The 26,858-nt window shown below is 36.8% G+C and carries 26 protein-coding genes; 21 read left to right on the forward strand and 5 right to left on the reverse strand.

Annotation, left to right across the window (positions count from 1 at the left end; all coding sequences use genetic code 11):
- Positions 1 to 16: 16 nt before the first annotated feature.
- From E7Z81_RS01545 to pfdA, 3 genes are read left to right on the forward strand one after another with little or no spacing between them, the layout of a single operon-like run.
- Entirely contained in the window at positions 17 to 691 is a 675-nt protein-coding gene (locus tag E7Z81_RS01545; RefSeq protein WP_292743224.1) for a translation initiation factor IF-6, read from the forward strand.
- Between the two features lie 24 nt (positions 692 to 715).
- A complete protein-coding gene (rpl18a, locus tag E7Z81_RS01550) occupies positions 716 to 940 on the forward strand; it encodes a 50S ribosomal protein L18Ae (RefSeq protein WP_292743226.1) in 225 nt (74 codons plus the stop codon).
- A 16-nt stretch (positions 941 to 956) separates the two neighbouring features.
- Positions 957 to 1,391: a prefoldin subunit alpha gene (gene pfdA, locus E7Z81_RS01555; protein WP_292743228.1), complete on the forward strand. Its 435-nt coding sequence runs from the start codon at positions 957 to 959 to the stop codon at positions 1,389 to 1,391.
- A gap of 73 nt (positions 1,392 to 1,464) precedes the next feature.
- On the opposite strand, the gene E7Z81_RS01560 is transcribed toward pfdA, so the two are convergent.
- Entirely contained in the window at positions 1,465 to 1,629 is a 165-nt protein-coding gene (locus E7Z81_RS01560; RefSeq protein WP_292743230.1) for a hypothetical protein, read from the reverse strand.
- 170 nt (positions 1,630 to 1,799) lie between these two features.
- Positions 1,800 to 2,648, reverse strand: coding sequence for a hypothetical protein (locus E7Z81_RS01565; RefSeq protein WP_292743232.1), 849 nt, complete (start codon positions 2,646 to 2,648; stop codon positions 1,800 to 1,802).
- Positions 2,649 to 3,089: 441 nt separating this feature from the next.
- Here E7Z81_RS01565 and E7Z81_RS01570 point away from each other — a divergent pair, with 441 nt between their 5' ends.
- From E7Z81_RS01570 to E7Z81_RS01590, 5 genes are all read left to right on the forward strand, one after another.
- The gene (locus E7Z81_RS01570) at positions 3,090 to 4,328 is read left to right on the forward strand and encodes an RNA-guided endonuclease TnpB family protein (protein ID WP_292743234.1); all 1,239 of its coding nucleotides are present in this window, start codon (positions 3,090 to 3,092) and stop codon (positions 4,326 to 4,328) included.
- Between the two features lie 125 nt (positions 4,329 to 4,453).
- On the forward strand, positions 4,454 to 4,651 hold the full coding sequence (locus tag E7Z81_RS01575) for a hypothetical protein (RefSeq protein WP_292743236.1): 198 nt from the start codon (positions 4,454 to 4,456) through the stop codon (positions 4,649 to 4,651).
- Between the two features lie 87 nt (positions 4,652 to 4,738).
- Entirely contained in the window at positions 4,739 to 6,280 is a 1,542-nt protein-coding gene (ftsY, locus tag E7Z81_RS01580) for a signal recognition particle-docking protein FtsY (RefSeq protein WP_292743238.1), read from the forward strand.
- Between the two features lie 113 nt (positions 6,281 to 6,393).
- The gene (locus E7Z81_RS01585; protein ID WP_292743240.1) at positions 6,394 to 8,190 is read left to right on the forward strand and encodes an Ig-like domain repeat protein; all 1,797 of its coding nucleotides are present in this window, start codon (positions 6,394 to 6,396) and stop codon (positions 8,188 to 8,190) included.
- An 8-nt stretch (positions 8,191 to 8,198) separates the two neighbouring features.
- A complete protein-coding gene (locus E7Z81_RS01590; RefSeq protein ID WP_292743243.1) occupies positions 8,199 to 9,710 on the forward strand; it encodes an Ig-like domain repeat protein in 1,512 nt (503 codons plus the stop codon).
- Positions 9,711 to 9,720: 10 nt separating this feature from the next.
- On the opposite strand, the gene E7Z81_RS01595 is transcribed toward E7Z81_RS01590, so the two are convergent.
- Positions 9,721 to 10,098, reverse strand: a complete 378-nt coding sequence (locus E7Z81_RS01595; protein WP_292743245.1) for a DUF4258 domain-containing protein — start codon at positions 10,096 to 10,098, stop codon at positions 9,721 to 9,723.
- Between the two features lie 40 nt (positions 10,099 to 10,138).
- On the opposite strand from E7Z81_RS01595, the gene E7Z81_RS01600 reads away from it, so the two are divergent.
- Positions 10,139 to 11,599 (forward strand): sodium-dependent transporter, encoded by a 1,461-nt coding sequence (locus tag E7Z81_RS01600; protein ID WP_292743248.1) that lies wholly within the window; start codon positions 10,139 to 10,141, stop codon positions 11,597 to 11,599.
- Between the two features lie 222 nt (positions 11,600 to 11,821).
- On the opposite strand, the gene E7Z81_RS01605 is transcribed toward E7Z81_RS01600, so the two are convergent.
- The gene (locus tag E7Z81_RS01605) at positions 11,822 to 12,052 is read right to left on the reverse strand and encodes a hypothetical protein (RefSeq protein ID WP_292743250.1); all 231 of its coding nucleotides are present in this window, start codon (positions 12,050 to 12,052) and stop codon (positions 11,822 to 11,824) included.
- Between the two features lie 316 nt (positions 12,053 to 12,368).
- On the opposite strand from E7Z81_RS01605, the gene E7Z81_RS01610 reads away from it, so the two are divergent.
- The 6 genes from E7Z81_RS01610 (at position 12,369) to dmpI (ending at position 17,638) form a co-directional block, all read left to right on the forward strand.
- Complete coding sequence (locus E7Z81_RS01610) at positions 12,369 to 12,788, forward strand: hypothetical protein (RefSeq protein ID WP_292743253.1); 420 nt, start codon at positions 12,369 to 12,371, stop codon at positions 12,786 to 12,788.
- A gap of 27 nt (positions 12,789 to 12,815) precedes the next feature.
- Positions 12,816 to 13,373, forward strand: coding sequence for a YdeI family protein (locus tag E7Z81_RS01615; protein WP_292743255.1), 558 nt, complete (start codon positions 12,816 to 12,818; stop codon positions 13,371 to 13,373).
- 186 nt (positions 13,374 to 13,559) lie between these two features.
- On the forward strand, positions 13,560 to 15,935 hold the full coding sequence (locus tag E7Z81_RS01620; protein ID WP_292743257.1) for a response regulator: 2,376 nt from the start codon (positions 13,560 to 13,562) through the stop codon (positions 15,933 to 15,935).
- Entirely contained in the window at positions 15,935 to 16,552 is a 618-nt protein-coding gene (locus tag E7Z81_RS01625) for a hypothetical protein (protein WP_292743259.1), read from the forward strand. Before E7Z81_RS01620 ends, E7Z81_RS01625 begins: the two co-directional genes overlap by 1 nt.
- A gap of 9 nt (positions 16,553 to 16,561) precedes the next feature.
- Positions 16,562 to 17,164 carry a sensor histidine kinase gene (locus tag E7Z81_RS01630; protein ID WP_292743261.1) on the forward strand — a complete coding sequence of 201 codons (603 nt, stop codon included), beginning with the start codon at positions 16,562 to 16,564 and terminating at the stop codon, positions 17,162 to 17,164.
- A 288-nt stretch (positions 17,165 to 17,452) separates the two neighbouring features.
- A complete protein-coding gene (dmpI, locus tag E7Z81_RS01635; RefSeq protein ID WP_292743263.1) occupies positions 17,453 to 17,638 on the forward strand; it encodes a 4-oxalocrotonate tautomerase DmpI in 186 nt (61 codons plus the stop codon).
- Positions 17,639 to 17,650: 12 nt separating this feature from the next.
- Here the strand turns inward: dmpI and E7Z81_RS01640 are convergent, their stop codons facing one another.
- Positions 17,651 to 18,055: a helix-turn-helix domain-containing protein gene (locus tag E7Z81_RS01640; RefSeq protein ID WP_292743265.1), complete on the reverse strand. Its 405-nt coding sequence runs from the start codon at positions 18,053 to 18,055 to the stop codon at positions 17,651 to 17,653.
- 111 nt (positions 18,056 to 18,166) lie between these two features.
- Here E7Z81_RS01640 and E7Z81_RS01645 point away from each other — a divergent pair, with 111 nt between their 5' ends.
- The 6 genes from E7Z81_RS01645 (at position 18,167) to E7Z81_RS01670 (ending at position 26,749) form a co-directional block, all read left to right on the forward strand.
- The gene (locus E7Z81_RS01645) at positions 18,167 to 19,375 is read left to right on the forward strand and encodes an MFS transporter (RefSeq protein WP_292743267.1); all 1,209 of its coding nucleotides are present in this window, start codon (positions 18,167 to 18,169) and stop codon (positions 19,373 to 19,375) included.
- Between the two features lie 244 nt (positions 19,376 to 19,619).
- Entirely contained in the window at positions 19,620 to 20,246 is a 627-nt protein-coding gene (locus E7Z81_RS01650; protein WP_292743269.1) for a hypothetical protein, read from the forward strand.
- 5 nt (positions 20,247 to 20,251) lie between these two features.
- Positions 20,252 to 20,848 (forward strand): Ig-like domain-containing protein, encoded by a 597-nt coding sequence (locus E7Z81_RS01655; RefSeq protein ID WP_292743271.1) that lies wholly within the window; start codon positions 20,252 to 20,254, stop codon positions 20,846 to 20,848.
- Between the two features lie 254 nt (positions 20,849 to 21,102).
- Positions 21,103 to 21,921 carry a hypothetical protein gene (locus E7Z81_RS01660; RefSeq protein ID WP_292743273.1) on the forward strand — a complete coding sequence of 273 codons (819 nt, stop codon included), beginning with the start codon at positions 21,103 to 21,105 and terminating at the stop codon, positions 21,919 to 21,921.
- A 296-nt stretch (positions 21,922 to 22,217) separates the two neighbouring features.
- Positions 22,218 to 25,238 (forward strand): type I restriction endonuclease subunit R, encoded by a 3,021-nt coding sequence (locus E7Z81_RS01665; protein ID WP_292743275.1) that lies wholly within the window; start codon positions 22,218 to 22,220, stop codon positions 25,236 to 25,238.
- An 8-nt stretch (positions 25,239 to 25,246) separates the two neighbouring features.
- Positions 25,247 to 26,749: a class I SAM-dependent DNA methyltransferase gene (locus E7Z81_RS01670; protein ID WP_292743277.1), complete on the forward strand. Its 1,503-nt coding sequence runs from the start codon at positions 25,247 to 25,249 to the stop codon at positions 26,747 to 26,749.
- Positions 26,750 to 26,858: the final 109 nt, after the last annotated feature.

The following is a 26,858-nucleotide window of genomic DNA, read 5'->3' on the forward strand; positions in this document are numbered from 1 at the left end:
AATGTGAGGTAACAATATGTTGAAAAGAGTTGATATTGTAGGAAATCCGAATATAGGAGTATTTATTCTTGCAACTGACGATGTAGCTGTTGTTCCTTTTAATCTCTTGGATGAAAAAGCTGAAATTATTAAGGAAACATTGGAAGTCGATGTTGTTAAATCTTCTATTTCCGGCAGTAATCTTATAGGATCTTTAGCTGTAGCTAATTCAAAAGGTATCGTTGTTTCCCCACACGTATTGGACAGAGAAGTTAAACAATTTGAAGATTTGGGATTGAATGTTGCAACAATTCCGGGCAATTACACTGCAGTGGGTAACATTATCGCTGCAAATGATGCCGGTGCAATTGCAAGTCCTTTTTTAACCGAAGATGCACTCAACATTGTCGAATCCACTTTGGATGTTGACGTTGAAGCACGTTCCATTGCAGGAACCGACATCATCGGATCCCTTATTAAGGTGACAAACAAAGGATTTTTAATAAGCAAAAACGCAACTTCCACAGAAATTAACTTCGCTCATAAAGTATTTGGTGTAGAAGGAGATATTGGTACTGTTGGCAAAGGTATTTCTTTAGTAGGGGCTTGCTCTATTGCTAATTCTAATGGGGCAATTGTAGCTAAAGATAGTACTGGTCCTGAAATGGCTAGAGTTGAAGAAGCATTAGGCTTTTTGGATGATAATTTTTAATTAATATATCATGAGGGATTTTATATGATAACAAAAATTTACAGAGTTAAAGGTACTTTTTTAATGGGCGATGACTACCATGAATTCACTAAAGAATATAAGGCTACCAGTGAAGCTGACATAGAACAGAAAATCTATGACAGATTCGGTAGTAAACATGGTATTAACAGGAACCAAATTTCTATCAAATCCATTGAAGAAATTGCTCCTGAAGATGTCGTAGACCCTATTGTAAAAGAAATTTTATAGACACATAGGTGTTACTATGGAAGATCAGCAAAGATTAAACAGTCTTCTTAATGAAATTAACGCATACAGACAACAAGCTGAATTAATCAAACAACAGATTGAAATGATTCAAACCTCAATCGCTGAAGTTGACGCATTATTCGCAACTTTGGATGACATCGAAGGCAAAGAATCAGTTGAAGCTTTTGTTCCTGTAGGTGCTGGTTCTTTCATTAAAGGAGAACTTAAAAGTACTGATGAAATTATTGTAAGTATTGGTTCCGGAATCGCAGTCAAAAAAGACGCAGACGGAGCTCGCGAAATTCTCACAGGTCAAAAAGAAGATTTAAAAGACAGCTTAGACAAAATGTTAGCTAACTTACAGCAATGCAGTGACATTGTTGGATCTCTTCAGGCTCAGGCTGAGCAGATTGCTGCTGCAGCACAAGGCAACATGACCCAAATGAGATAGACAATATTTTACAATTTTTTCTTTTTTTCTATTTTTTTTATATTGATTTTAATTATTTTTTTTCTAAAGATTCTTATTTTGATAGTGTTTTTTCAACGAAATCTGGGGTGACGTTTAGTGTTTCGGTTATTTCAGTTATTGTGAATCCTTTTTTTCTAAGGTTGATTATGATTTGTTTATTGTTTTCATTTACTTTGTCTTCTGCATATTCTTTTGCGTATTCTTCTACGTTTTTCATGTTTCCACCTACTATGTTTGTTATTCTTTTGTTCAGCATTTTGTCTTTGACGAATTTGTCGCATAGTATTAGCACTATTCCTTTGGCAAATTGTGCTATGTTTCTATTTTTTATATCTGATTTTTAATTGATTTCAATGCAGTCAACTTAATTGTTTTTTCTAAAGATTCTTATTTTGATAGTGTTTTTTCAACGAAATCTGGGGTGACGTTTAGTGTTTCGGTTATTTCAGTTATTGTGAATCCTTTTTTTCTAAGGTTGATTATGATTTGTTTATTGTTTTCATTTACTTTGTCTTCTGCATATTCTTTTGCGTATTCTTTTGCATATTCTTTTGCGTATTCTTCTACGTTTTTCATGTTTCCACCTACTATGTTTGTTATTCTTTTGTTCAGCATTTTGTCTTTGACGAATTTGTCGCATAGTATTAGCACTATTCCTTTGGCAAATTGTGCAATATCCTTTTTTAATCTTGGTATGTTAGTTATGAGTTCTGCTGAATCAAGGATGGTATGTTCCAAGTCTTTTGTATGTTTCATGAAGCAAAATAAGCTTATCATGAGTAATTCCTTTTCGCTGAAGTATTCTTCATGTTCTATTTTTGTATTAATATTATTTATAAACTTGTCTCCATCAATGCTTTTTAGTGAATGGATATATATTGGAAATCGGGAATCGGCATTGACTTTGTAGCATTTTGTTTTTTCCTTTTCAACAGTGCTTAGCACATGAACCTCTATCGGCTTTTTGGATTTGATTTTTGCCTGGTCAATTATGGCGCTGTAGAATCGAAATCTTCGCTTGTCATTGACATCTACATAGGTACTTTGAAATTCCAGAATCACTATTCTATCTTCAAGCTCAAAAACAAGATCTGGTTTGTACATTTTCGGATCTACAATTCCATATTCAGTCTGGTGCACTTCCACTATTTTCCCTTTGATGTTGATGATTTCTATCAGTTCCTGTCCGTATTTCTGGCCTTCAATTTTGAAAATTGTATCCTCATGAAATTCCATAGATTTTCACCTCTTTTAAAGTTATTCATTATTCTTTATTTTTAATTTAAAAGAATATAAATCTTTTGATATGGATATAGGTCAATATTATTGTATTAATTCAATAAAATAAGGTTAAATAAATATTTATCTTAAAAATGCAAGAATACCTCAACCTCTCTGAGGTTGGGGATGAATTGCACTGTTGGGTGTATGGGTGTAAAATACCTTTTTGTGTTTTTATTTTTAAAAAATATTGATTTATTGTCATTATTTGTTTTTAATTTTATATTTGGTGTACTTTTCATAAAAATTGTAATGTTACTTTTCAAATGCTCTTTGTAATTGTTTATATATTATTGCATATGAAATAGTATAATGTCATTTAAAAAAATTAAATATTTTTTTTTTGAGTGAATAGATTATATTAAAAAAATAATTTGTATGAAGGTTTTGTTAATTTTGAAAATTGTTAATAAGTATCTTGAAGTTCGTATTTATCCGTCTCAAATGGATAAGAATGATAATGGTGAAAAAATCGTCAGTATTAATGAAATAGAATCCAATATAGGCATTTACCGTTTCATCTATAACAAGGAATTGGCGTTTATAAATTATTTTAGACAATTGTTAAAACAGAATGGTTATGAGGATAAATTATGGATTACTCAAAGTTCATGTGATGTTATTTTAATGATGTTAAGACAGGAATATGCTTTTTTAGAAAAAGCAGAGTCAAGCAGCAGACAACAATCTCAAAAAGACTTGGTAACGGCTTTTAAACGATATTTTAAACATGATTTAAAATCCCATTATCCTGTTTTAAAAAAACGTAAAAACACTCAAAAATTCACATTCAGAATAATGAATAATAACAACAACATCCGAATACAGAAAGATAAAAACGGATACTACAAAATTAAATTAGCCAAACTAGGACTGGTCAAATTCAAAACCAGCAAAGAATACAAAAAACTACTACTAAAAGGAAGCAATCCCAACGATGAAAGTGTAAAAATAAAGCATGTGGTTGTTAAACGTGTAAATGACAAGTATTATGCTGTTTTCAACATCGAATGGATTCACGTTCCTGTTAAAATTATCGGACCACAACAACAACTTGGAATTGATATTGGATGCAGCAAACTAGCTGTTTTTTCTAACGGCAAGGAGATACCCAATCTAAACCTAGAAAAAGAAACAGAAAAAATCATACAATATCAAAAAATGATGTCACACCACAAAAAAGACTCCAACAGATACAAAAAAGCAAAAAAACTCTACCACAAATGGATGCGCAAACTAGTCAACAAAAGAAACGATTATTACGATAAAATAACTACATGTATTGTTGAGAATGCTTGTTTCATTGCTGTTCAAAATGAAAACATCATAGCATGGAAACACAACAAATTCTTATCTAGAAAACTACAATTAAACGCACCACGCAAATTCATGGACAAAATAGAATACAAAGCACAATGGAACAATATCGGATTTGTTAAAGTTTCTAAAAATTTCCCGTCCACACAAACCTGTAGCAAATGCCGAAAAATAAACCCAAATGTCGGTGGAATAGGAAACCTGGGAATAAGAGACTGGATTTGCCCAAAATGCGGCACACATCATAACAGAGATGTTAATGCAGCAATTAATATACTTAATAACGGATTAGAAATCGTAGGGACTACGATGCAGTAAAAACATCCAAAAAATATACATTTTTTTTGGTTTGCGAATCCCCGTCGTCTCCAACGGTGGGGAAGTTCAAATGAAAATATAGTAGCTATCTATTGAAATCAATATTTTCATGTGCATGAAGTTTGATGAAATTGATTGTTGATTTTTGGCAAGAGGTATGCTTTTCATATTTCAGGAATTCAGATTCAATGGGGGTTATATGCACAATCACCAAACAAAGACATCAAAAATCCAACGGCCCAGAAGCAATAATTAACAAAGAAAATTCAGCATCAACTATAAACCAACACAAAAAACATGAAATTAATTTTGGAGTATTATAATTTTTTTACTCTTTTTTTAAATACTATGAAAAATAAAAATATTAATAATTAAATTTTTTTAACTAAACTAATAAGGTTGGGTTAATTTTGTTTGAATCATTAAAAAAGAAATTTTCACGTACAAGTGAAAAATTGGAAGAGGAACTTATAGAAGAAGCGGAACAGGAAAATAACCTTCAGGAGGAAAAAGGTACCAGATTCTCATTTTTCTCATTCGGTAGGAAAAAGGAAGACGAAAAAGAAGAGGAAGACGAATCCAATTTACTTCCGGAATCAGAAGAAGAAGTTAAAGAAGATAAAGCTGATGTTTCTGAAACTGAAGAAGTTGAGGAAGTTAAAGAAGAGAAAAAATCCCGCTTCTGGAGCAGGAACAAGTCTGATGATTCTGAAGATGAAAAAGAAGCTGACGACGAGGCGGAAGTTGAAGCTGAAGAAGTTTCTGAAGATGAGGAAGAAGTTGAGGAAGTTAAAGAGGAGAAAAAATCTCACTTCTGGAGCAGGAATAAATCTGATGATTCTGAAGAAGCTGAAGATGAGGAAGAAGAAGTTGAGGAAGTTAAAGAAGAGAAGAAATCTCACTTCTGGAGCAGGAGCAAGTCTGATGATTCTGATGATGTCGAAGAGGTAGAGGAAGCTGAAGAAGACGAGGAAGAAGAGGAAAAAGAGGAAAAATCTCACTTCTGGAGCAGGAAAAAGAAAGAGGACGTTTCAGCAGACGGCGAAGCTACCGGAGGAATTTTCTCATTCATCCGTGAAAAAACCATTCAGGAAAAACACGTGGAAGACATACTCTTCGAACTTGAAATGGAACTTCTGCAAGGTGATGTGGCTATGGAAGTTGCAACCGAAGTTGTGGAAGGTGTAAAAGACAATCTTGTCGGTAAAAAAATCAAAAGAAGTAATGATATTCCTGAACTCACATATAATGCTTTAAAAGACACTGTCGCTGATATCATTGACGTTCCGGGTAAATCAATGACTGAAATGATTGAAGAGAAAAAGGCACAGGGCGAACCTCTTGTTGTAATGTTTGTCGGAATCAACGGAACCGGAAAAACCACAACAATCGGAAAACTCGCAAATTACTATCTCAAAAAAGGATACACTCCTGTTATCGCAGCATCAGATACCTTCAGGGCAGGTGCTATCGAGCAGGTAACATATCACGCTGACAATGTCGGAGTTAAAATAATCAAGCACCAAAAAGGATCAGACCCTGCGGCTGTTGCATATGATGCAGTTGAACATGCAAAAGCTCAGGGAAAAGAACTGGTGTTAATCGATACTGCTGGAAGAATGCAGACCAACACCAACCTTATGGATGAAATGAAAAAGATTAAAAGGGTTTCCAAACCTGACCTTGTGGTATTCGTCGGTGATGCATTAACAGGTAATGACGCAACCGAACAGGCTAAAAAGTTCAACGACGCTATCGACATTGACGGAGTTATCTTAACCAAGGCTGACGCTGACAGTAAGGGAGGAGCTTCCCTGTCCATCGGTTATGTCATCAACAAGCCTATCATGTTTTTAGGTGTAGGTCAAGGATATGATGATATTATGGAATATGATGCCGATTGGATGTTAAATCAGTTATTCTCCGATGATGAGGCAATGGAGGCAGAATAGCCAATAAAAAACTTTATAAAGGATAATCTATTTAATTTTATATTGCAAAACATGGAGTGAAATTTAAAATAGAGGGTGATATAATCAAATATAAATCGGTATTTATCATTTGCATGGCTCTAGCTGTATTCCTTTGTGTGGGTGCAGTTTGTGCAAGTGATTTAAACCAAACAGATGATTTACAATCTTATGAAAATGATGATTCACAAAGTATTAGTTTAGATGTGGATGATGAACTTAAAGCGGAAAGCGATGATACTCTGCAGGCCAACAGCTCAGCTGCGGCTCAAAAGAAAATAGGTACAACCGCAAAAACATCATCCGGTACTGTTTTTGTTCAAAATTCAAAATATGATATCCAGATTCTGGATGAAAAGGGAAATCCCCTATCAAAAAAGGTAGTTCAGGTCAGCTACAAGGGTAAGGTTTCAAATTTAACCACCAATGCAAAAGGACATGTCTATGTTAATCTGTATGCTAAAGGAACCTATAAATTGACATATTCATTCAAGGAGGTTGGATATACTCCGCTTAAAGGTTCCAAAACAATAACAATAACCGGAGGCACCGCATCCAAGATTAAGGGTTCAAATTATGTTGCCTATGCAGGGGCTAAAAATCCTTTCACAGTTACACTGTCCACCGGCGGCATCAAGATGCCCAACAAAAACGTGGTTTTCACCATCAAGGGCAAGTCATATACCAAAAAGACTGATTCCAAAGGTCAGGCAACACTGAACATCAATCTGGCAAAGGGCTCATATACAATCAAGTATAAGTTCAAAGGTGTCACCAACGCCAAAGCGGCCAGCGGTTCAGCAAAGATAACTGTTAAGAAAGGAATGCCTACAAGAATTACAAATCAGATTACTCTTAACTATAAGGCTAAAACTCCTGAACCGTTTACAATCAAATACAGGGATATCAGAGGCGATCCTATACCTTACAAAAGCATAGTCTTTAAGGTAAATCAAAAGACCTATATTGTCAAAACTGCCAAGGACGGTTCAGCCTCATTTACAGTCAATCTTAAAAAGGGAGTTTACACACTCAAGGTCAACTCCTACAATACTGATGTTTACAAGAAATCCCAGTGCACATACATCCTCAAGGTAAAGGGTGTTGACGACGGCTCCAAAAAGAACGGATTCTGGCTTTTCGGATCTGACATGAAAAAGGTCAACTTGAAGACTGTGGCCAGCAAGGGCATCAACCAGATATTTTTAAACTTCTACGCCTTTGAGCTTTACGGCAAAGGGGAAGTTTCCAATTTCGTCAGTACCGCCCGAAGCTACGGCATTGACGTTCACATATGGATGCAGGCATTCTATAAGGGAGGATGGATTTCTCCGGTAGACAGCAATGGAAAGTATAAATACAGCTTATTCAATTCAATTATCAAGCAGGCAAAGGAATATGCAAGCATCGACGGTGTTGCGGGAATACACTTCGATTATCTGAGATTCCCTGGCACTGCATACAAGCACACAAACGGTGTTGCTGCAATCAATTACTTTACCAAAAAGGCCTGCAGCGAATTGCACGCACTGAACCCTGATTTAATAGTTTCAGCAGCGGTAATGCCTGAGCCTTCCTCAATGAAATATTATTACGGACAGGACATTCCGACAATAAGCAAATACCTGGATGTCATTGTTCCTATGGTTTATAAAGGCAATTACGGTCAGGGAACTTCATGGATTAAGTCAGTGACTTCAAAATTCGTATCCCAGTCAAACGGGGCCGATGTATGGACAGGTCTTCAGGGATATGCGTCAGACAGCAATGTCAATAAGCTATCTGCCCTGACTTTGATGAACGATGCAAACCATGCTATAATGGGAGGAGCATTGGGAGTGATTATATTTAGATATTCATTATTCAATTTCTTCGATTTCGACAGTTTATAGGTGATTTTATGAAAAGGATTTTAATATTTCTAATACTGACATTAACGTTATTGTCTCTTTCAGCGGTTTCAGCTGCAGAAAATGCAACTGATGCTGTTGAGCTCGACGATAATGCCGACATCATTCTGGATGATGCAAGCCCTGTTAATGTAGCCAACTCAACAGAGGATAACGTCGTTCAGGAAAGTGAAATTTCAGCCAAACCAACAACAGGTTATGAGAAGTTTACAACTCAATTCAGCGTAACATTAACTTCAAACGGCACAGCTTTAGCATCAAAACCGGTTACAATCAGTCTGAATAAGCAGACTTACGACAGGGTGACTGACGATAACGGAACTGCAACAGTCAACGTTAAGCTTACAAAAGGAACCTACACAGCTACATTTTCATTTTTAGGTGATGAAAACTACACTGCATCAAACGGAACTGCTAAAATCACTGTAAAAAGTCCATATAATACTAAATTAAGTGTGGCTGACAAGAACATCAATTACAGGCAGGGTTCAAAATCGGTATTTATTGTCCGTCTTCTTACAACTTCAGGAAGTGCAGTCAAAAACCAGCAGGTAACATTCAAGGTCAGCGGAAAGACCTACACTGCAAAAACCAATTCAAAAGGTTACGCACAGATATTTTTAAGCCTTAAAAAGGGAACACGCAAGGTTACCTACTCCTTCAAGGCAAACAATCCTTATCTTTCCTCAAGCGGTTCATACAGCATTAAGGTTAAAGCTCCAATCGCCAAAGGAAACGGATACTGGATGTGGGGAGAGTCCATGAAAAAGGTCAATCTCAAAAACCTTAAAAACAAGGGAACCAAACACATTTTCCTTCATTCCTATTCAATAAACCTTTTCGGAAAATCCGCTGTAACATCATGGATTGCAAAGGCCGCCAAATATGGAATCAAGGTGCATATCTGGATGCAGATATTCTATGACGGAAAATGGATCAGCCCAATCAACAAGGACGGCTCCTTCAAGTACAGCTACATGAACAAGAAAATCAAGCTGGCAAAAACCTATGCCAAAATGAAGGGTGTTGCCGGAATACATCTTGACTATACAAGATTCGGCGGAACCGCACCTAATTACGGTGATGCTGTAAAGGTAATAAACTACTTTGTTAAAAAGGCATGTGTTGAGGTAAGAAAGGTAAAGTCCAACTGCATAATGTCATCATCCGTAATGCCTGAGCCTGGAATGACAGATTATTATTATGGTCAGGACATTCCTACAATGACAAAATATCTTGATGTCATTGTTCCTATGGCATATAAGGGAAATTACCACAAGACTACAACATGGCTTAATTATGTAACCAAGGCATTTGTCCTGGATTCCAACGGTGCGCAGGTATGGACCGGTCTTCAGGCATACAAGTCTGACAGCAACGCCAAACGTCTGTCCACATCCGAACTTCTAAAGGATGCCAAGGCTGCTAAAAGCGGCGGGGCAAAAGGAGTAATGCTGTTTAGAATAGGTCTAACTTATGCATTGAATTTCAATAAGGTATAATCCTTATTGATTACCATTTTCTTTTTGAAAGCGCTTTAAGGCGCTTTTTTTCTATATCTTTCTTTTTTTGTGACTGGTACTGCTTGTTCTGGCGGTTGGTTGTTGTTTCATTGTTTCTCATTACTGTTACAAGGTCTATGGAATTGCCGCTGCAAGCCATCAGGACCCTTATTTCCTTATAGTCCTTTGAAGGAGGGGCCTTAAATACTGCCGCATACTTTTCCCTTTCAACGTGCTCCCAGCTGATAGGCTCTTCATTTAATAGGCAGTCCACAATATATTCTCTTGAAATCCCGTTTTCATCAAGTCTTTGGATGAAATGTCTGTTTTCAAAGCACCAGTTTATGCTGGATGTGTCTCCCATTATAAATTTGTCAAAAACATTCATATGTAAACTTTATTATATAACTTTTTATAAAAATTTATGTATGTCTGAACAAGCGCAATGGGATTCGTCATTGGCATTTATTTTTGCTATGATCGGGGCTGCTGTTGGGTTAGGTAACATTTGGCGTTTCAGCTATGTGCTGTATTCTAATGGTGGAGGATCATTTTTCATCCCTTACTTTATAGCAATCGCTATCATGGGAGTTCCATTTTTAATATTAGAATATGGTGTGGGATTCAGTTTCAAGGAATCGTTTTCAAAGATAATGAAGAAAATCAAGCCTGAATTTGAAATCATTGCCTGGATACTGGTTCTTTTCGTGTTTATAGTTACAATTTATTATATGGTAATTCTGAGCTGGGACTTGGTTTACCTTTTAAGCAGTTTCACATTCAACTGGGGAACAGATACAGCGGCTTACTTTGTGCAGAACGTCGGTGGGAGCTCAAATCTTTCAAATGCAAGCTTCCTGCTTATTCCAACAACTGTCGGTGTTGCAATTTTATGGGTAATCTTATGGTTCATTTCCCACAGGGACGTTGACAAGGGTATCGGTAAGGTTTCAAAGATACTTATTCCGGCTCTCTTCATCATAATGGGAATAATCATCGTCTACGCACTGACACTTCCTGGTGCAGGCGTCGGTATTGATACACTGCTCAAGCCGGACTGGAATATGCTTTTTGACATTAACATCTGGCTTGCCGCATTTGCTCAAATCATCTTTTCATTAAGTATGGGTCAGGCTATTGCACTAACTTATGCAAGCTATCTGCCTGAAAACTCAAAGCTTATCGACAATGTTTTGATTGTAGTTTCATCCAACTCCCTTTTTGAAATATGTACTGCATTCGGTGTATTTTCAATTCTGGGTTACATGTCAGTTACGGCGGGAACACCTATGGTCCAGCTGGTGACTGAAGGTACAGGACTGGTATTTATCGTATTCCCAATGATTTTCAACATTATGGGTTCTGTTGGACGTGTGCTCGCCCCATTGTTGTTCTTGGCTATTCTGTTTGCAGGAATTACTTCCGCTTTAGGATTTTTCGAACCGATGCTGAACTCAACTTCCATAAAACTCGGCTGGTCACGTAAGAAAACCGCAACTGTTCTCTCCATTATAGGATGTGTCTTTTCATTAATACTAACTACCGGTATCAGCAGCTATCTTGTCGGAATCATCGACTCATTTGTCAATGAATTCGGAATACTGCTTCTCATTGGAGTTCAATGTATCATATTTGCATGGTTCTACGGTGTTGAACACTTCCTTCCTGCATTGAACGAAACTTCCACATTCAAAGTCGGTAAAATCTGGACTTTTGTAATCAAATACCTGCTTCCAACAGTTCTGATTATCATGTGGGCTATCGGTATTGTAAAACTCTTCTCAACTGCAAAGACATTTGAGATAATAATTGATGTTATAATTATTGTGGCGGTTCTGGTATTTGCATTCGTACTGACAAAAATCAAACCTGCCGGCGGAGATAGTTAATTCTATTTCCCTTAAATTCTTTTTTTATTGATTTTTTTGGCCTGAAATTATCCTGTCATATAATTGATTTTAGACCTGATTAAATTGATTTTAATTTTAAAAGTAGTTTAATTATTTAATCTTTCGATGATTATTTTAATCTTTTAGCTGTTTTTCAAAAAAAGTTTAATGGATATCTACATCAGATAATTAAAAAAGGAATAATTCGTTAGTGAATTATCCCTAATAGCCGTTTACGGCTTTGACTTCAAGATATGTCTGGTATAGAGCATAAACCCAGAAGATTAGGCTTATGATGGAAAATATGAATGATACCCACATACCCAGAATATTTAAAACGATTGCTATTGCGAAGAATATCAGTCCTTTTTTCACATCTCCGGCATATGCGATTCCAAGACCTGTCAAAAGGAAGGATATTATGATTGCAATGGCCATATTTTTTTGAGCCATCTTTTTAGCCTCCTGTCAGTTATTCGATAATTAAATCTATATGTTGACCGGATAATTAAACTTTACTGAAAAATTTGTAAAAATAAGTATTAAAAATAGTCATTTGTTAAGTATATCTTGGAAAAACCCAAGATAGACTTAAACTAAAAAAATTTTTTTAGTATAACACGGGAAGTGTTATAGATAATAATCTTTTAAAGCTATTATTTAAACGTTTACTTATTTTTATGTGCCTAAATTTGATTTAAAGAATTTTTATAAGCCTAAATTTATTAATGGTAAAGTATTTTTAAGTATAATGTATATAATGTTTAACATGAAATTAAAAATATTAATCATATGTCTTGCGGTTCTGGCTTTTGCGGGTTTTGTGAGTGCTGAAAGCTATACTGCACAGGACGGAATATTCGCATACAGGGAAGTTGAAAACTACACCCTCAACGGATTCAACTTCACAATACTTGCCGATTATACTCTTGTCGATGAAAACTCAACACACATGTTTTTTGAAGGGACAAACAACACCCTAAATATCAGTGTCGTTAAAGATGGCGAAATAAAAGAGGTCAACTCAACCAAAAACGTCACTGCATCACAGACAATGTTCGGCTCTGTTGAAGGATATCTTGTTGACAGAAACGGAAGCTATACATTCAGCTTCACGGAAGACGATAATCTGATTACTGTGTCATCAAAGGACATGTCACTGATGATTGGCGTCATCGGAAAGGACTGAATTTTGCCTTTAAAGGAGAATACTCATATGGGGCCTGTTAATGTTTTGGACTGCAGAAGCCCTGAAGAGTTTAGAAGATGGCTTGAAGAGAACCATTCAACTCAAAAGGAGTGCTGGGTAAACTGCAAAAGGGGAAAAATCGAGGAGGGTGAATTCTCATATGTCGATGCGGTCTATGTTGCACTGTCATTTGGCTGGATCGATTCAACCCACGCTAAGATTGACGGGGTGCGCATGCAGAGATTTTCACCCCGCAGAAAAAACAGCAACTGGACTGAGCTCAACAAGGAGCGCTGCAGATGGCTGATTGATAATGATTTAATGACTGAAAGCGGCTTTCGCTCACTTCCCGATTTGGATGAGGAGTTTGTCATTGACGACCATGTTCTTGAAGTTTTAAAAAGCAACGGCGAGGTATGGGAAAACTTTTCAGGATTTCCCGAACTCTACAGACGTATAAAGATTTCAAACATTCAAAAAGAGAAAAATAAGGATGAGCTTGACCGCAAACTTGCAAATTTCATGAAATCCGTAAAAAAGGGCAAAATGGTCGGAAACTGGAATGACAGCGGAAGGCTGCAATAGTTTTGCCAGCATAAAATCTGATTTTAAACTGTTCAGATTAAGTTTAATTATTCAGCAAAATCTGAATGAAATGTAATTTTTACGTAAAATGTTGATAATTATATATAGTATTAACAATATAGTATATTTATTATAAATATTATGATGACATTTATTTTTTATTAAGCTATTGGGGGGTGAAATCATATGGCAGATGACAACACTTCAAAGTCAATACTGATTGTTGAAGACGAATCCATAATCGCACTGAACCTCAAGTATGATTTGGAGGACTTGGGCTATAATGTGATTGGAATTGTAGACACCGGTGACGATGCAATTGATAATGCAGTTGAATACCGTCCGGATTTGACGATAATGGACATAAACCTCAAGGGGGATATAAACGGTATCCAGGCGGCAAAAAAGATTCTTGCCCTGGATTTGGCTGTAATCTATCTTACCGCAAACTCCGACGACATAACATTCAACGAAACAATATCAACATCACCTGCATCATCATTCATTCCAAAGCCATATGACATTAACACTTTATCAAAAAACGTTGCCCTTGCAATCAACCGTCAGTCTGTTGAATCAGAAAAGGTCAATGAGGCCAGAGGGATTGCCAAGGACAAAGATCAATCTGAAGATGTTTTACAATTGGAAAGTGGCAAAAGAGAGTTAATAGAATCTGCAGGCGAAAATGTGGACTACCAGAATTACCTGGAGTATGCTGACCTGCAGCAGAAGGCAAAAGAGGAATACAAACTGTCAGACAATGCAATCAGACACTACAAGGAAAAAGACCCTGATGAAAAGGAAAAAATCATTGTCGTAGAGGATGAATCAATCGTTGCACTGAACCTCAAGTATGACCTTGAAGATCTGGGCTATGAAGTCATTGACACATTTGACACAGCAACGGATGCAATCGAGAAATCAGAAGAGCTGTTTCCGGACCTGGTCCTTATGGACATTCAGCTGAAGGGGGATGTTGACGGTATCCAGGCTGCAAAGGAGATAAGTGAAATGGGAATTCCGGTAATCTTTTTAACAGCAAACACAGACGATGCCACATCATTTGAAGCCCTTAAAACAGCACCCTACGGATACCTGTCAAAACCATACTCACTCAAGCAGCTGGAGCTTACAGTTGCAATGGTTTTAAGAAAGCATGAAGAGGACATAAAGACAATCATCAAAACCGAAGACAAGGTTTCAGAAAAAAATAAGGAGCTTATCGTCGAAAAGACAGATGTTGCAATAATATTGGGGATAAGCATAATCCTTATTGTGGAAAGCCTTTTCATGAGAAACGTCACATGGCTTCAGTGGGTGCTTCTCATTCCTTCAGCAATCATGGTATTTCTTGCAATCGTCAGCCTCAAAAAGCCTGACCCTGTAACCGAATGGGACGTTCCTCCATTCGTAACACTCATTGTTCCTGCACACAACGAGGAACACACAATCGCAGAAACCGCAACCAGCCTTGCATCAATGGACTACTACCTTGACGGAAAGGTAAACTTCGAGCTCATTGTCTGCAACGACGGGTCAGAGGACCGTACCGGCGAAGTGCTTGAAGGTCTTAAGGACAAGTTCCCTCACCTCAAGATAATCACACGTGTGCCTCCACGGTCAGGAAAAGGAAAAGGATTCGTTTTAAACGACGCCCTTGAAATCTCCAAAGGGGAAGTTGTGGCCGTATTTGACGCAGATGCGAGGGTTGACCCTGATTTTCTAACCAAAATCATACCTTACCTCAACGACCCTGAGGTTCAGGGAGTCCAGTCACGTATCAAGATGTACAACAAGGACGAAAACTGGCTAACCTACATGCAGCACGTTGAACTTGCGGGTTTTGGAAACATAGTCCGTGCAAAGGACATCCTTGGAAAGGCAGGATTTTTAGGCGGAAACGGCCAGCTTGTTAAAAAGGACGCAATCTACGGCGGCGGAGGCTGGGACGGATTTGCAATCACAGAAGACTTGAATTTAAGTGTGAAGCTCATGATTGAAGGATATGCGATACGCTACTGCGGAGAGACATGGGTGTATCAGGAAGCTGTTCCTACATTAAGGCAGCTTTTCCGTCAAAGGGCCAGATGGGCAATAGGAAACTTCGAAACACTCTTCATCTACGGAGTAAAAATCATCCGCTCACCGATGCCTGTATTCAGAATGTTCGGAGTTTTAGAGCACGTTGCATTCTACGGCCTTAACATGCTTGTGTTCTTTGGATTTATCGTCTTTGCGGTAAACCTCATCGGATGGTTCGTATTCCACGGCGTTACAATAATCAGAATGGACGCTCCCCTTATAATCGGAATCATATCCGCATTCGGATTCTTCCCGGGAGCGGTGATAACACTTGCACGTGACAGAGTGAACTTCTTCAAATTGCTATATGGAGTTTTCGGCTACTGGCTCTACTGTTTCCACCTGATTCCTTTGTTTTTCATAACAGCATACCAGATGCTTACAAGAAAGGAAAGGACATGGGCAAAAACAGTCCACACCGGTGACGAGGAAGTTGAAGGTGTAGAAAACGAAGACATACCTGTAGGAGAGATAGAATAATGATGCTTAGAGAAAAGATAGCTTATATCATACTTATACTGGTCCTGCTCACTGTTGTGGTTAATCTGGGCTCAATAAACAGTTTCCTAAGTTTCCAGACAGACAAAACCCTTCAGTTTCAGGACTCCATCTACGTGGTACCGGACCACTGGAACACAACAGACGAAATGAACATGACCGGAAAAAGCGGAAACGCAATGACAAACGGATACGTCATATTCGACGCATGGGACGACTGGCCCGAAGACTACATGGGTCCACAGTCCAAAGCACGGCTTGCATCGATGGAAGACGGAGGATATGTAACAGTTAAAAGCGAAATCATAAAGCTGGGAGGTAAAAACGTCACAAGGGAATACTACACAAACCCTTCAAGGGACACAAACACAACATTCGACCACATGGGAGTTGTATATATCTTCACAAAACAGGACAGGAACTACTGCATAGAAATCCACTACTTCACAACCCATGACTACAACAACCAAAGCTACGTCAAGGAAATCGATGACAGGGTAGAGGACATGATGGCAAACATGGAAAACAAGAACTACAACTGGTTTACATCCACATTCGACAGATTGCTTAACAACAAAAGTGTGGAGCTTAACATATGAGGTGGTAATATGACAGATACACTTAGCGGCGATGAAAAAAGGGAAGTGATTAAGAAGTTCAACCACAGGCTCAACAATGACCTTCAGGCGCTCATGGCATACATGAAACTCCAGAAAAGATTCGGAATCGACGATGAGGAAATTGTCAACTTCTCCTATGTTTCAATCGCATCAATCTCAGCAATACAGAACCTGATGTACAACTCAAAAGACGATTTGATATGCACAAGGGATTTTCTGAATGAATTTCTAAATATTCTAAATGACCACTACATGAGAGAGGGTATTGCATTTTCAAACGACAGCGAGGATGACATCCGCATAAGTCCTAAGGCAATGTTTCACCTGATGATGCTTTTAAATGAAATGATTGACCTGTCATTTGAATTTTCATTTGAGGGCGTTGCAGACAAGAAAATCTCCTTCAGGGTCGAAGAGAATGGTGATGAATGTCTTTTAACCTATTCAGACAACGGGTCAGGCATCAGCCAGCCATTAAAAGATTCCGAGATGAGGATGCTGCTTTTTGATCAGCTGGTGCATCAGATTGACGGAACTTCAGAGTTTGTAAATTGCAATACCGTTTCCGTCAGATGCAGTCATGATTTCTAGGGTTTTTTGAAACCCTGTTTTTATTTATTTTTTTGGCATTTTAATTGAAAGCTATTGTATTTATTTTCTTTTAATTAATTGAGTTTTACATTAACGTCGGCCTTTCTGATTTTTGAATTTGATTTTAAATGGGGATATATATCCTGGCGTCGAATCAGACTGGGTTTTTAAAATACCAAACGTTAATGTTCAGCTTTTTACTGCTTTTCTTTCAAATCCATTTTAAGGTGGCATTTTTGCCACATTAACTATTTATTAATAAAAACGAAATTTCCAACTGGTGATAAAATGCCAGTAATTAGTTTTGATATAGGAGAATTAACAAAAGAACAAAAAGAAATTTTAGCAAAAGAATTCAGTGAATCCGCTTCAAAAGTAACCGGAATTCCAATAGAAATGATATACGTCCTTTTCAACGAAAGAAAAGGAGATAATGTAGGAGTCGGAGGGGTTCTTTTAAGCAATCAGGAATAGATTTTTTTAAATCTATTTCAGCTCCAGAATCTCCAGATACATTTCCTTAAGTTCCTTTTTTTCATATTCGCTGTAGTAGTCGTTATCAACGTCAGTGTCAAGAGCGAACAGCAACAGTTCATAAAACACCTTATTCAACGACCTTCCCTTTTCTGTTAGAAAATACTCAGTGTTTAGCGAATCGTCTTTCTTGTAGATCAAATCATTTTCCTGCATTGTCTTAAGGCATCTTGAAAGCGCCTTGTTGTCAAGTGACGGTCTGTTAACCTTAAACTCATTGAAATGACTTTTTCCCAAAAACAGATCCCTTAAAACATGCAGCGTCCACTTGTTGCTCATGAACTTGAGCGTGTCTTCAAGAGGATTTCTCTCATATTTCTTTTCATAATAGGTGAGTTTTTTCGGATTCAGTGTCATGGTTAAGATTATGTGGCTTTTGATAATTATATTTTCATTCAGTGGCAGCGATGCCACTTTACACTTATATATTCAATTTTTAAAATATCTCATTAGATAACAGGTGATAAGATGAACGGTGATAATGTAGTTATGACAAAGTTTTTGGCAATACTGTTTGCGGTATGCTCCGGACTTGCAATCGGAAATCTCTACTGGGCACAGCCTCTTTTAGTCCAGATTATGACAGGTTTCGGACTTCCTGAGGCAAACGGTGGACTTCTGGTTACAGCAACCCAGATCGGGTATGCAATGGGAATATTCTTTATCGTGCCTTTGGGCGATTTCGTTTACCGAAAACGAATGATATCCATTGTGATGGGACTTTCCGTAATTGCTTTGGTGTCATGTGCCGTTGCACCTTCATTTACTATACTTGCACTTTCACTTTTCTCAATGGGGCTTGTGACAATTTCCGGTCAGGTAATACTTCCCCTTGCAGGGGATTTGAGCCGTGAGGATGAACGTGGACATATCGTCGGAATCGTATCATCAGGAATAACAACAGGGATACTTTTCTCAAGGTTTGCAAGCGGAATCATAGCAGGATTCTGGGGATGGAGATCAGTTTACGTCATAGCAGCCGTTCTCAACATTATAATGGTTCTTGTAATGATATATGTGCTTCCCGAAATTCCGGCCAAAAACAGGCTTGAATCATATAAGGGATTACTTTTAAGTGTTTTTACCACCTTCAAAAGGCACAGGACACTTCCTATGATACTCCTGCACTCCGGTCTGATATTCGGACTCGTGTTCAACATATTCTGGACATCACTGACATTTTTACTCTCCGGAGCACCTTATTATTATGACACCTTCCAGATTGGACTTGTAAGCCTTGCGGGACTTGCCGCAGCGGTATTCGGTATAGGCATTGGAAAACTTCAGGACATGGGTCTGAGCGTACCTGCACTTGGTGGCTTTATCGCTTTGGGCCTTGTAACAATGCTTTGCGGTTATCTTTTCAGCTATTCAATAGTTGCAATCGTCATTGTTGCGGCGGTTGTTTCAGTTGCCGTTCAGGGCATAAGCGTCCTGACACAGACCAGATTATTCAATCTCTCACAGTCTGAAAGAAGCAGATTGAATACGGTCTTTGTTGTAAACAACTTCATATTCGGTGCTGTCGGAAGCGCTCTTGCATCACTTCTCTGGTCACTTGGAGGATGGTCATACGTGATGATGGCAGCATGTTGTGCATGCATTCTGGGATTAATCGTTTGGATGCTTTCAAGAAGTGCCTTTAGGAAGGCCGACGAGGCTTTGGGTGATTACTAATTTTTAATTTTTTTATTTAGTAAATTCATTGCTTTGATGATTTGTCCTTTTATTTTAATCGTTTTTTACATTAACATCGGCCTTTTTGATTTTTGAGTTTGTTTTTAAATGGGGATATATATCCTGGAGTCGAATCAGGTTGTGGTTTTCAAATTTCAGCCGTTAATGTTAATTTTCGGTTTTTCACTGATTTATGTAATACTTTAAATCATTTTAATACCAATATTATAATATTGGTGAAAAAATGGAAAGCAAAAATATCATTATAATTCTTTTAATCGTGGTTGTCATTCTTGCAGCCGCAATGGCAGTGATGATTTTATCTCCTTTTGATGTAAAAGCGGATTCCAAAATTACCATTGCAAGTAACAAGACTTTGTATGAAGGTGATAATCTTACAGTCAAGCTGACAGATTTAAACAAGACTCCCATAAAAAAGGAGTTCATCAATGTTACTGTTGCGGATAAGGACGGTAAAGTTGTTGTAAACAAGTCTATAAAGACAGATTCCAAAGGTAAGGCTACTTTTAAACTGAAACTTGATGCGGGAAAATACACTGTCAATGCATCATTTGGCGGAAATGAAAACTTTACAGGAAACAACACCACCAAAAAAATAACCATTAAGGAAGAGGAAGTTGTTCAGGAAGCTGTTCAGCAGGATTCATCATCCCAAAGCCAGTCCCAGTCTTCATCCGCCTCATCATCGAAATACGGATCTTACATTAACGATGAATGGGTGCCTATGACAGAAAGTCAGTATGCGGAAAGATATCCTGCACTCTATCACATGGAATCACTGGAAGAGGGAAAATACGACAAATATCATCCTGAAATGTATGAACAGGACAGGGAAAACGGAAGGATCTGATTAAAATGGAACAAAAACACATTATAATAATACTTTTAATTGTGGTTGTTGTTCTTGCAGCTGCAATGGCAGTGATGATATTATCACCGTCTGTGGCAAAACAGGAAACCCAAATAACCATTACAAGCAATGAAACAGTGTATGAAGGAGATAACTTAACTTTTAAATTAACTGACATTAACGGCACTGGAATTTCTAATCAAACAGTTAATGTAACTCTTAAGGATAATGACGGAGTAAGTAGCTATTTTTCTGCTGTAACTGATTCTAAGGGTATTGGTACTTTGAAGTTGGATAAAAGTGCTGGAAATTATGCTGTTAATGTAACATTTGCCGGAAATGATAATTACACAGGAAGCACTGCATCTCAAGATTTGGAAATTAACGAAGAAGTTGTCGAACAGCCTGCAGCACAGCAATCTTCAAGCAGTTCATCAAATGGTGGTGGACTTCATTATGATAAAGAGATTAATGTCTATTATAATGATGAAGGGGTAATTGTTGATCCTGATGGAGAACATCCTCAGGGTGTTGGAAGCAGTTATAGTGATGCTCGTGATGCAAGAGACAGATGGGAACGTGGAGAACCGGTAATGGTGTAATTTACCATTACGGTTTATTTCTTTTTTTAGTTGATAATTTTATTACTTTCAAAGTTTTGTTCATTTATTTTAATCGTTTTTTACATTAACGGCGGCCTTTTTGGTTTTAGGGTTTGATTTTAAATGGGGATATATCCCAGAGTCGAATCACGTCGTGTTTTTCAAATTTCAATCGTTAATGTTAATGTCAATTTTTCAGTTTTGCACTGATTTTTCATTAAACTATTTTAACAATAAATTATATACAAGTTATTATGAACTTTAAAAATTTAGTTGCATTGGGTGCAATTTTATTGGTTTTATTTGTTATTTTAACTATGACTTGTGCAAGTGCAGTTGATAATAGTACAGATATAGTTAAAGAGCAAACAGAAGATATGGTCTCGATAAATGAACAGAACAATGATAACATTTCGTTTTCTAATGAAAATGAAGCTCTTGAAGTCATTATTGAAAATAATTCTTCAAATGTAAATGAAACAAATAACTCTGAAGTTTTGGCAAGTACTGAAAATAAGGAAATATTAACAGTTTCATCATCTGATAGTGTTTTAACCAGTACTGTAACTGTAAAATATAAGGAACCAACCTTAAAACAAAGAACTTTTACTATTGGTGGTTTTAAAGCAGTTTTAAGTAAATATCAATATAAGAAACTTTATCAAATATCAAGCATTGAGGATAAATTCTTTGATGAAGGTTATAATGATTATTATTATGTTGGAGAGAAATTTAAGGGTTATGGAATTTCCACTACAGGATTATGGTATTCTGTGAAAGTAAAAACCAATAAATTCATTAAAGTAAAAGTAAAGATTGGGAAAAAAATAAAATATAAAAAAACACGAGCTTATATGCATTTTGTATATGGTGAGGGGCAATGTGGAATCGCTTATAGACATATGGTATTTCTAACACATAATTATGATAATCCTGGATACGATTACTCTAAAGTTTTAGGTAAAAGTGCCAAATATTTTTCAAAATGTAAACATAATACTAATTTTGTTAAATTAAATAAATCCAAGCTTTCTAACATAAATTTTGTGTATAAAAAATATTCTGTCTATTGAATTAGATGATTTTACTTCTTTTTTTTATTTTTTTTAGTTAAAGTGTTGGTTTTAGCTTTGTTTTTATTGGTCGTGTTTTACATTAATGTTGGCCTTTTTGATTTTCGGATTTGATTTTAAAGGGAGATATATATCAAGAAGTTTAATTAACTTCCAATTTGAAAATCCCAATTGTTAATGTTATTGTTATTTATTAGTAATTTTGATTGATTCTTTGTTTAATTAAATTTAATTAATAGTTGTTATAAAATTATTATTAATATAATATTGAGCTTTGTTTGTTAAGTTGTGTGGAGTTGATTAAAATATATAATGAAGATTCATATGAAAAATCCATAATGGAATTATTTCAGTCTTTAGGGTATACTGGCTATTATGGTCCGGATATTGAACGTAACTATAAGGATCCTCTTTTTAGACAGGATTTGGAAAATTTATATCTCATTAACAAGTCTCTGGATGGTGAAGCGGTAAGTAAAGCTATTGAAACTATTCAGGATTTGGGTATCGGTTCACTTGAAGATTTAAACAATAAATTCATGGATTATCTTCAAAATGGGGTTTCCATAAATTACTGGAAAGATGGCGAGGAATTATCTACTCATGTCAAACTGGTAGATTTTGAAAACTTGGATTCTAATTTATTCACGGTTATCAATCAATGGACTGTAATTGATAAGGAAACCAAACGACCGGATGTGGTTGTTTTTGTAAATGGTATTCCATTAGTTGTATGTGAGCTGAAATCACCTTCAAGAGAAGATGCCGATACATCAGAAGCATATACTCAGCTAAAAAAATATATGCAGGTCATTCCAACTCTTTTTAACTACAACGCTTTTTGTGTAATGAGTGACTTGTCCATTTCAAAGGCAGGAACAATCACAGCCAATGAAGACAGGTTCATGGAATGGAAAACCACAGATGGAAGCTATGAATCAACCCAGTGGGCAGATTTCACAACATTCTTTGAAGGAATATTCGAAAAGAACAGATTTTTGGATATTTTAAAGAATTTCATCACATTTTCAAACGATTCAACTAAAAAAGTTAAAATTTTAGGCGCATACCACCAATATTTCGCAGTCAACAAGGCAGTAAACTCCACAGTTAAAGCTATTGAAAGCGACCACAAGGCAGGTGTATTTTGGCATACTCAGGGAAGTGGAAAAAGCCTGTCAATGGTATTTTATGTAAATAAACTTCAGCAGGTTCTTGAAAGCCCGACTTTTGTTGTAATTACAGACAGAAATGATTTGGATGACCAGCTATACTCACAATTTGCCAAATGCAGCGACTTTTTAAGGCAAGTCCCAAAACAGGCTACAAGCATGAAAAACCTAAAAGATCTGCTCAACAACAGAAAAGCAAATGGAATATTCTTTACAACCATGCAGAAGTTTGATGATTACGAAGAATCCCTCACTGACAGGGATGATGTTATTGTAATTTCCGATGAAGCACACAGAAGCCAGTACGGGCTTGAAGAGAAAGTGGACCCAAAGACAGGTGAAATAAAAATAGGTGCCGCAAGAAGAATACGAAATGCACTTCCAAATGCAACATATATTGGTTTTACCGGAACTCCAATATCAAAATCTGACAGAAGCACTCGGGAAGTCTTTGGAAACTACATTGACATTTACGACATGACACAGTCTGTAGAAGACGGTGCAACAGTACCGATAAGCTATGAAAGCCGTATTGCAGAGATAAAACTGGATGAAACAGTTCTTGCAAAAATTGATGATAAATACTGGGAGTTAAGAGAAGAGGCTGAAGAGCACAATATCGAGAGAAGCAAACGTGAACTCAGTAAAATGGAATCTCTGCTTGGAGCTCCTGAAATCATTGATGACATCTGCGCTGACATTGTTCAGCACTATGAAAACAATCGTGCCCAGGAACTTACGGGAAAAGCGATGATTGTTGCATATTCAAGACCAATTGCAATTAAAATGTATGAAAAAATATTGGAACTGCGTCCTAATTGGGATGAAAAGGTTAAGGTCGTAATGAGCGGTTCCAATAAAGATCCAGAAGAATGGCATGAAATTGTAGGTGACAAATCCTATAAAAAAGAGCTTGAAAACAAGTTCAAGGATGATGAGGACCCAATGAAAATTGCTATTGTAGTTGATATGTGGCTTACAGGATTCGATGTTCCTTCCCTTGCAACAATGTATGTCTACAAGCCAATGAGAGGCCACAATTTAATGCAGGCTATCGCAAGAGTCAACAGGGTATTTAAAGGCAAGGAAGGAGGCCTTGTCGTTGACTATATTGGAATTGCATCCGATCTTAAAAAAGCGATGAGTGAATACACGGAAAGGGACAATAAAAATTACGGGGATATGGATGTTGACAAAATCGCGTATCCTAACTTCCAGGAAAAACTGGAAATCTGCAGAGACCTGTTTTATGGCTTTGATTATTCAGATTTCTTTGGAGACAGCAACCTGGAAAGGTCAAAAGTTATCACAAATGGTGTGAACTTCATGGAAGACCTGTCCCGCAAAGACACTAAAAAATCATATTTAAAAGAAGCACTGCTTTTAAAAAAATGGCTGTCATTATGCAGAAGCAGAGCCAGTGAAAAAGAAAGATTTGAAGCGGCATTCTTTGAGGCAGTAAGAACAGTCCTTGTTAAAGTCTCTTCCGATAAAAAACTGTCATTTCATGAAATCAACGCTCAAATTACAAAACTGCTCAACCAATCAATTAAAAGCACCGGCGTAATCAATGTAATCAATGTCAGCGAGGAAGTATCATTATTTGATCCAGAATTTTTAGATAAGGTGCGTGCAATGGAGGCTTCTAATTTGACAATCTCTCTTTTGGAAAAATTGCTCAATGACCAAGTGAAAGGTTATACACGCACAAATATTGTAAAATCAGAAGAATTTTCAGATTTACTGAAGCAGACCATGAACAGCTATATCAATGGCCACATTACTAATGATGAGGTAATTGAAGAGTTAATTAGAATTGCAAGGCTTTTACGCGATGCACATAATGAAGGGGAAGAATTGGGATTGACCGAAGAGGAACTGGCATTTTACAATGTTATTGCACTTCCCGAAAACATTCACGATTTTTATGACGATGAAACCCTCATCAAAATTACACACGAACTTACCGAGTCTTTAAGAAGAAACAAAACTATTGACTGGCAGAAAAAAGAGTCTGCAAGAGCTAAAATGAGACGTACAGTAAAAAGATTACTTAAAAAATATGATTATCCTCCAAGCGAAATGAAATTTGCAATGGAAAAAGTTATAGCACAATGTGAATTGTGGGTAGATGAATCAGCATAGGTGATTAAATGGCAAAAGAAAATACCTCGGAAATAGGATTTGAAAAGCAAATTTGGGATGCGGCCGATGAACTGAGAGGTTCAATGGATGCAGCAGAATATAAACATGTAGTATTGGGATTGATTTTTTTAAAATACCTGTCAGATAAGTTTGAAGAAAAATACCAGGAACTTGTCGATGAAGGCGACGGATTTGAAGAAGACATTGATGAATATACTTCAGAAAACATATTCTTTGTCCCGCCGGAAGCCCGTTGGGATGAAATTGCAAAAAAAGCAAACACTGAAGAAAACGGATTAACAATTGACAATGCAATGAAAGCCATTGAAGACAATAACAAATCACTTAAAGGAATTTTACCTAAAAACTTCTCAAGACCTGAATTGGACAAGAAAAAACTTGGTGCAGTAATAGACATATTCACTAACGTCCAGATGTCCGAAAAAGGAGATAAAAAAGACATTTTGGGACGTACTTATGAATACTGCCTAAGCATGTTTGCAGAAACCGAAGGAAAAAAAGCAGGAGAGTTTTACACTCCCGCATGTGTTGTAAAAACATTGGTTTCAGTTTTAAAACCATATGATGGAAGAGTTTACGACCCTTGCTGCGGTTCCGGAGGAATGTTTGTACAATCCAAAAACTTCATTGAAAACCACAGCGGAAATATCAACAAAATATCCATTTACGGTCAGGAATCAAATCCTACAACATGGAAAATGGCTAAAATGAACTTAGCTATACGTGGTCTTGAAGCAGACCTTGGAGAACATCAGGAAGATACATTTTTAAATGACTTGCATCCTACATTGAAGGCAGACTTTGTCATGGCAAATCCGCCATTCAATCTTAAAAAATGGGGACAGGAACAACTGCAGGACGATTTAAGGTGGAAATATGGAATTCCACCAAAAGGAAATGCAAACTTCGCATGGATGCAACATATGATACACCACTTATCTCCTAGAGGAAAAATAGGACTTGTGCTTGCTAATGGATCTTTATCCTCCACAACTTCTGGTGAAGGAAAAATCAGACAAGCTATTGTGGAGGACGATTTAGTGGAGTGTATTGTTGCATTGCCGACACAATTGTTCTACACTACTGGAATACCGGTCTGTCTGTGGTTTTTAAACAGGGACAAAAAGCAGAAAGGAAAAACCCTGTTCATTGATGCCCGTGAAATGGGAACAATGGTTTCAAGGAAATTACGTGAGTTGACTGATGAAGACATTGATTTGATTGCTGATACTTTCACTAAATTTGAAGAAGGAACTTTAGAGGATGAAAAAGGTTTCTGCAAAGTCAGTGATTTAGAGGAAATCAAAAAACATGACTTCATATTAACTCCAGGACGTTATGTTGGATTTAAACCTGAAGAAGATGATGGTATTCCATTTGAAGAAAAAATGAAAACATTAACTTCTGAGCTTGATGAATTATTTAAAGAGTCTAATGAACTTGAAGGAAAAATCCGTCAAAGTTTAAAGGAGATTGGTTTTGAATTCTAGATTTGGATTTAGAATTTTTGAAAAGTGGTGGTAAATTTGAGTTTAGATTTTGATAAATATGAATTAAGTAAATTTTGCACTTTTTCATATGGTAAAATGCCAGAAAAAG

This window comes from Methanobrevibacter sp. (assembly GCF_015062935.1).
GTDB lineage: Archaea > Methanobacteriota > Methanobacteria > Methanobacteriales > Methanobacteriaceae > Methanocatella.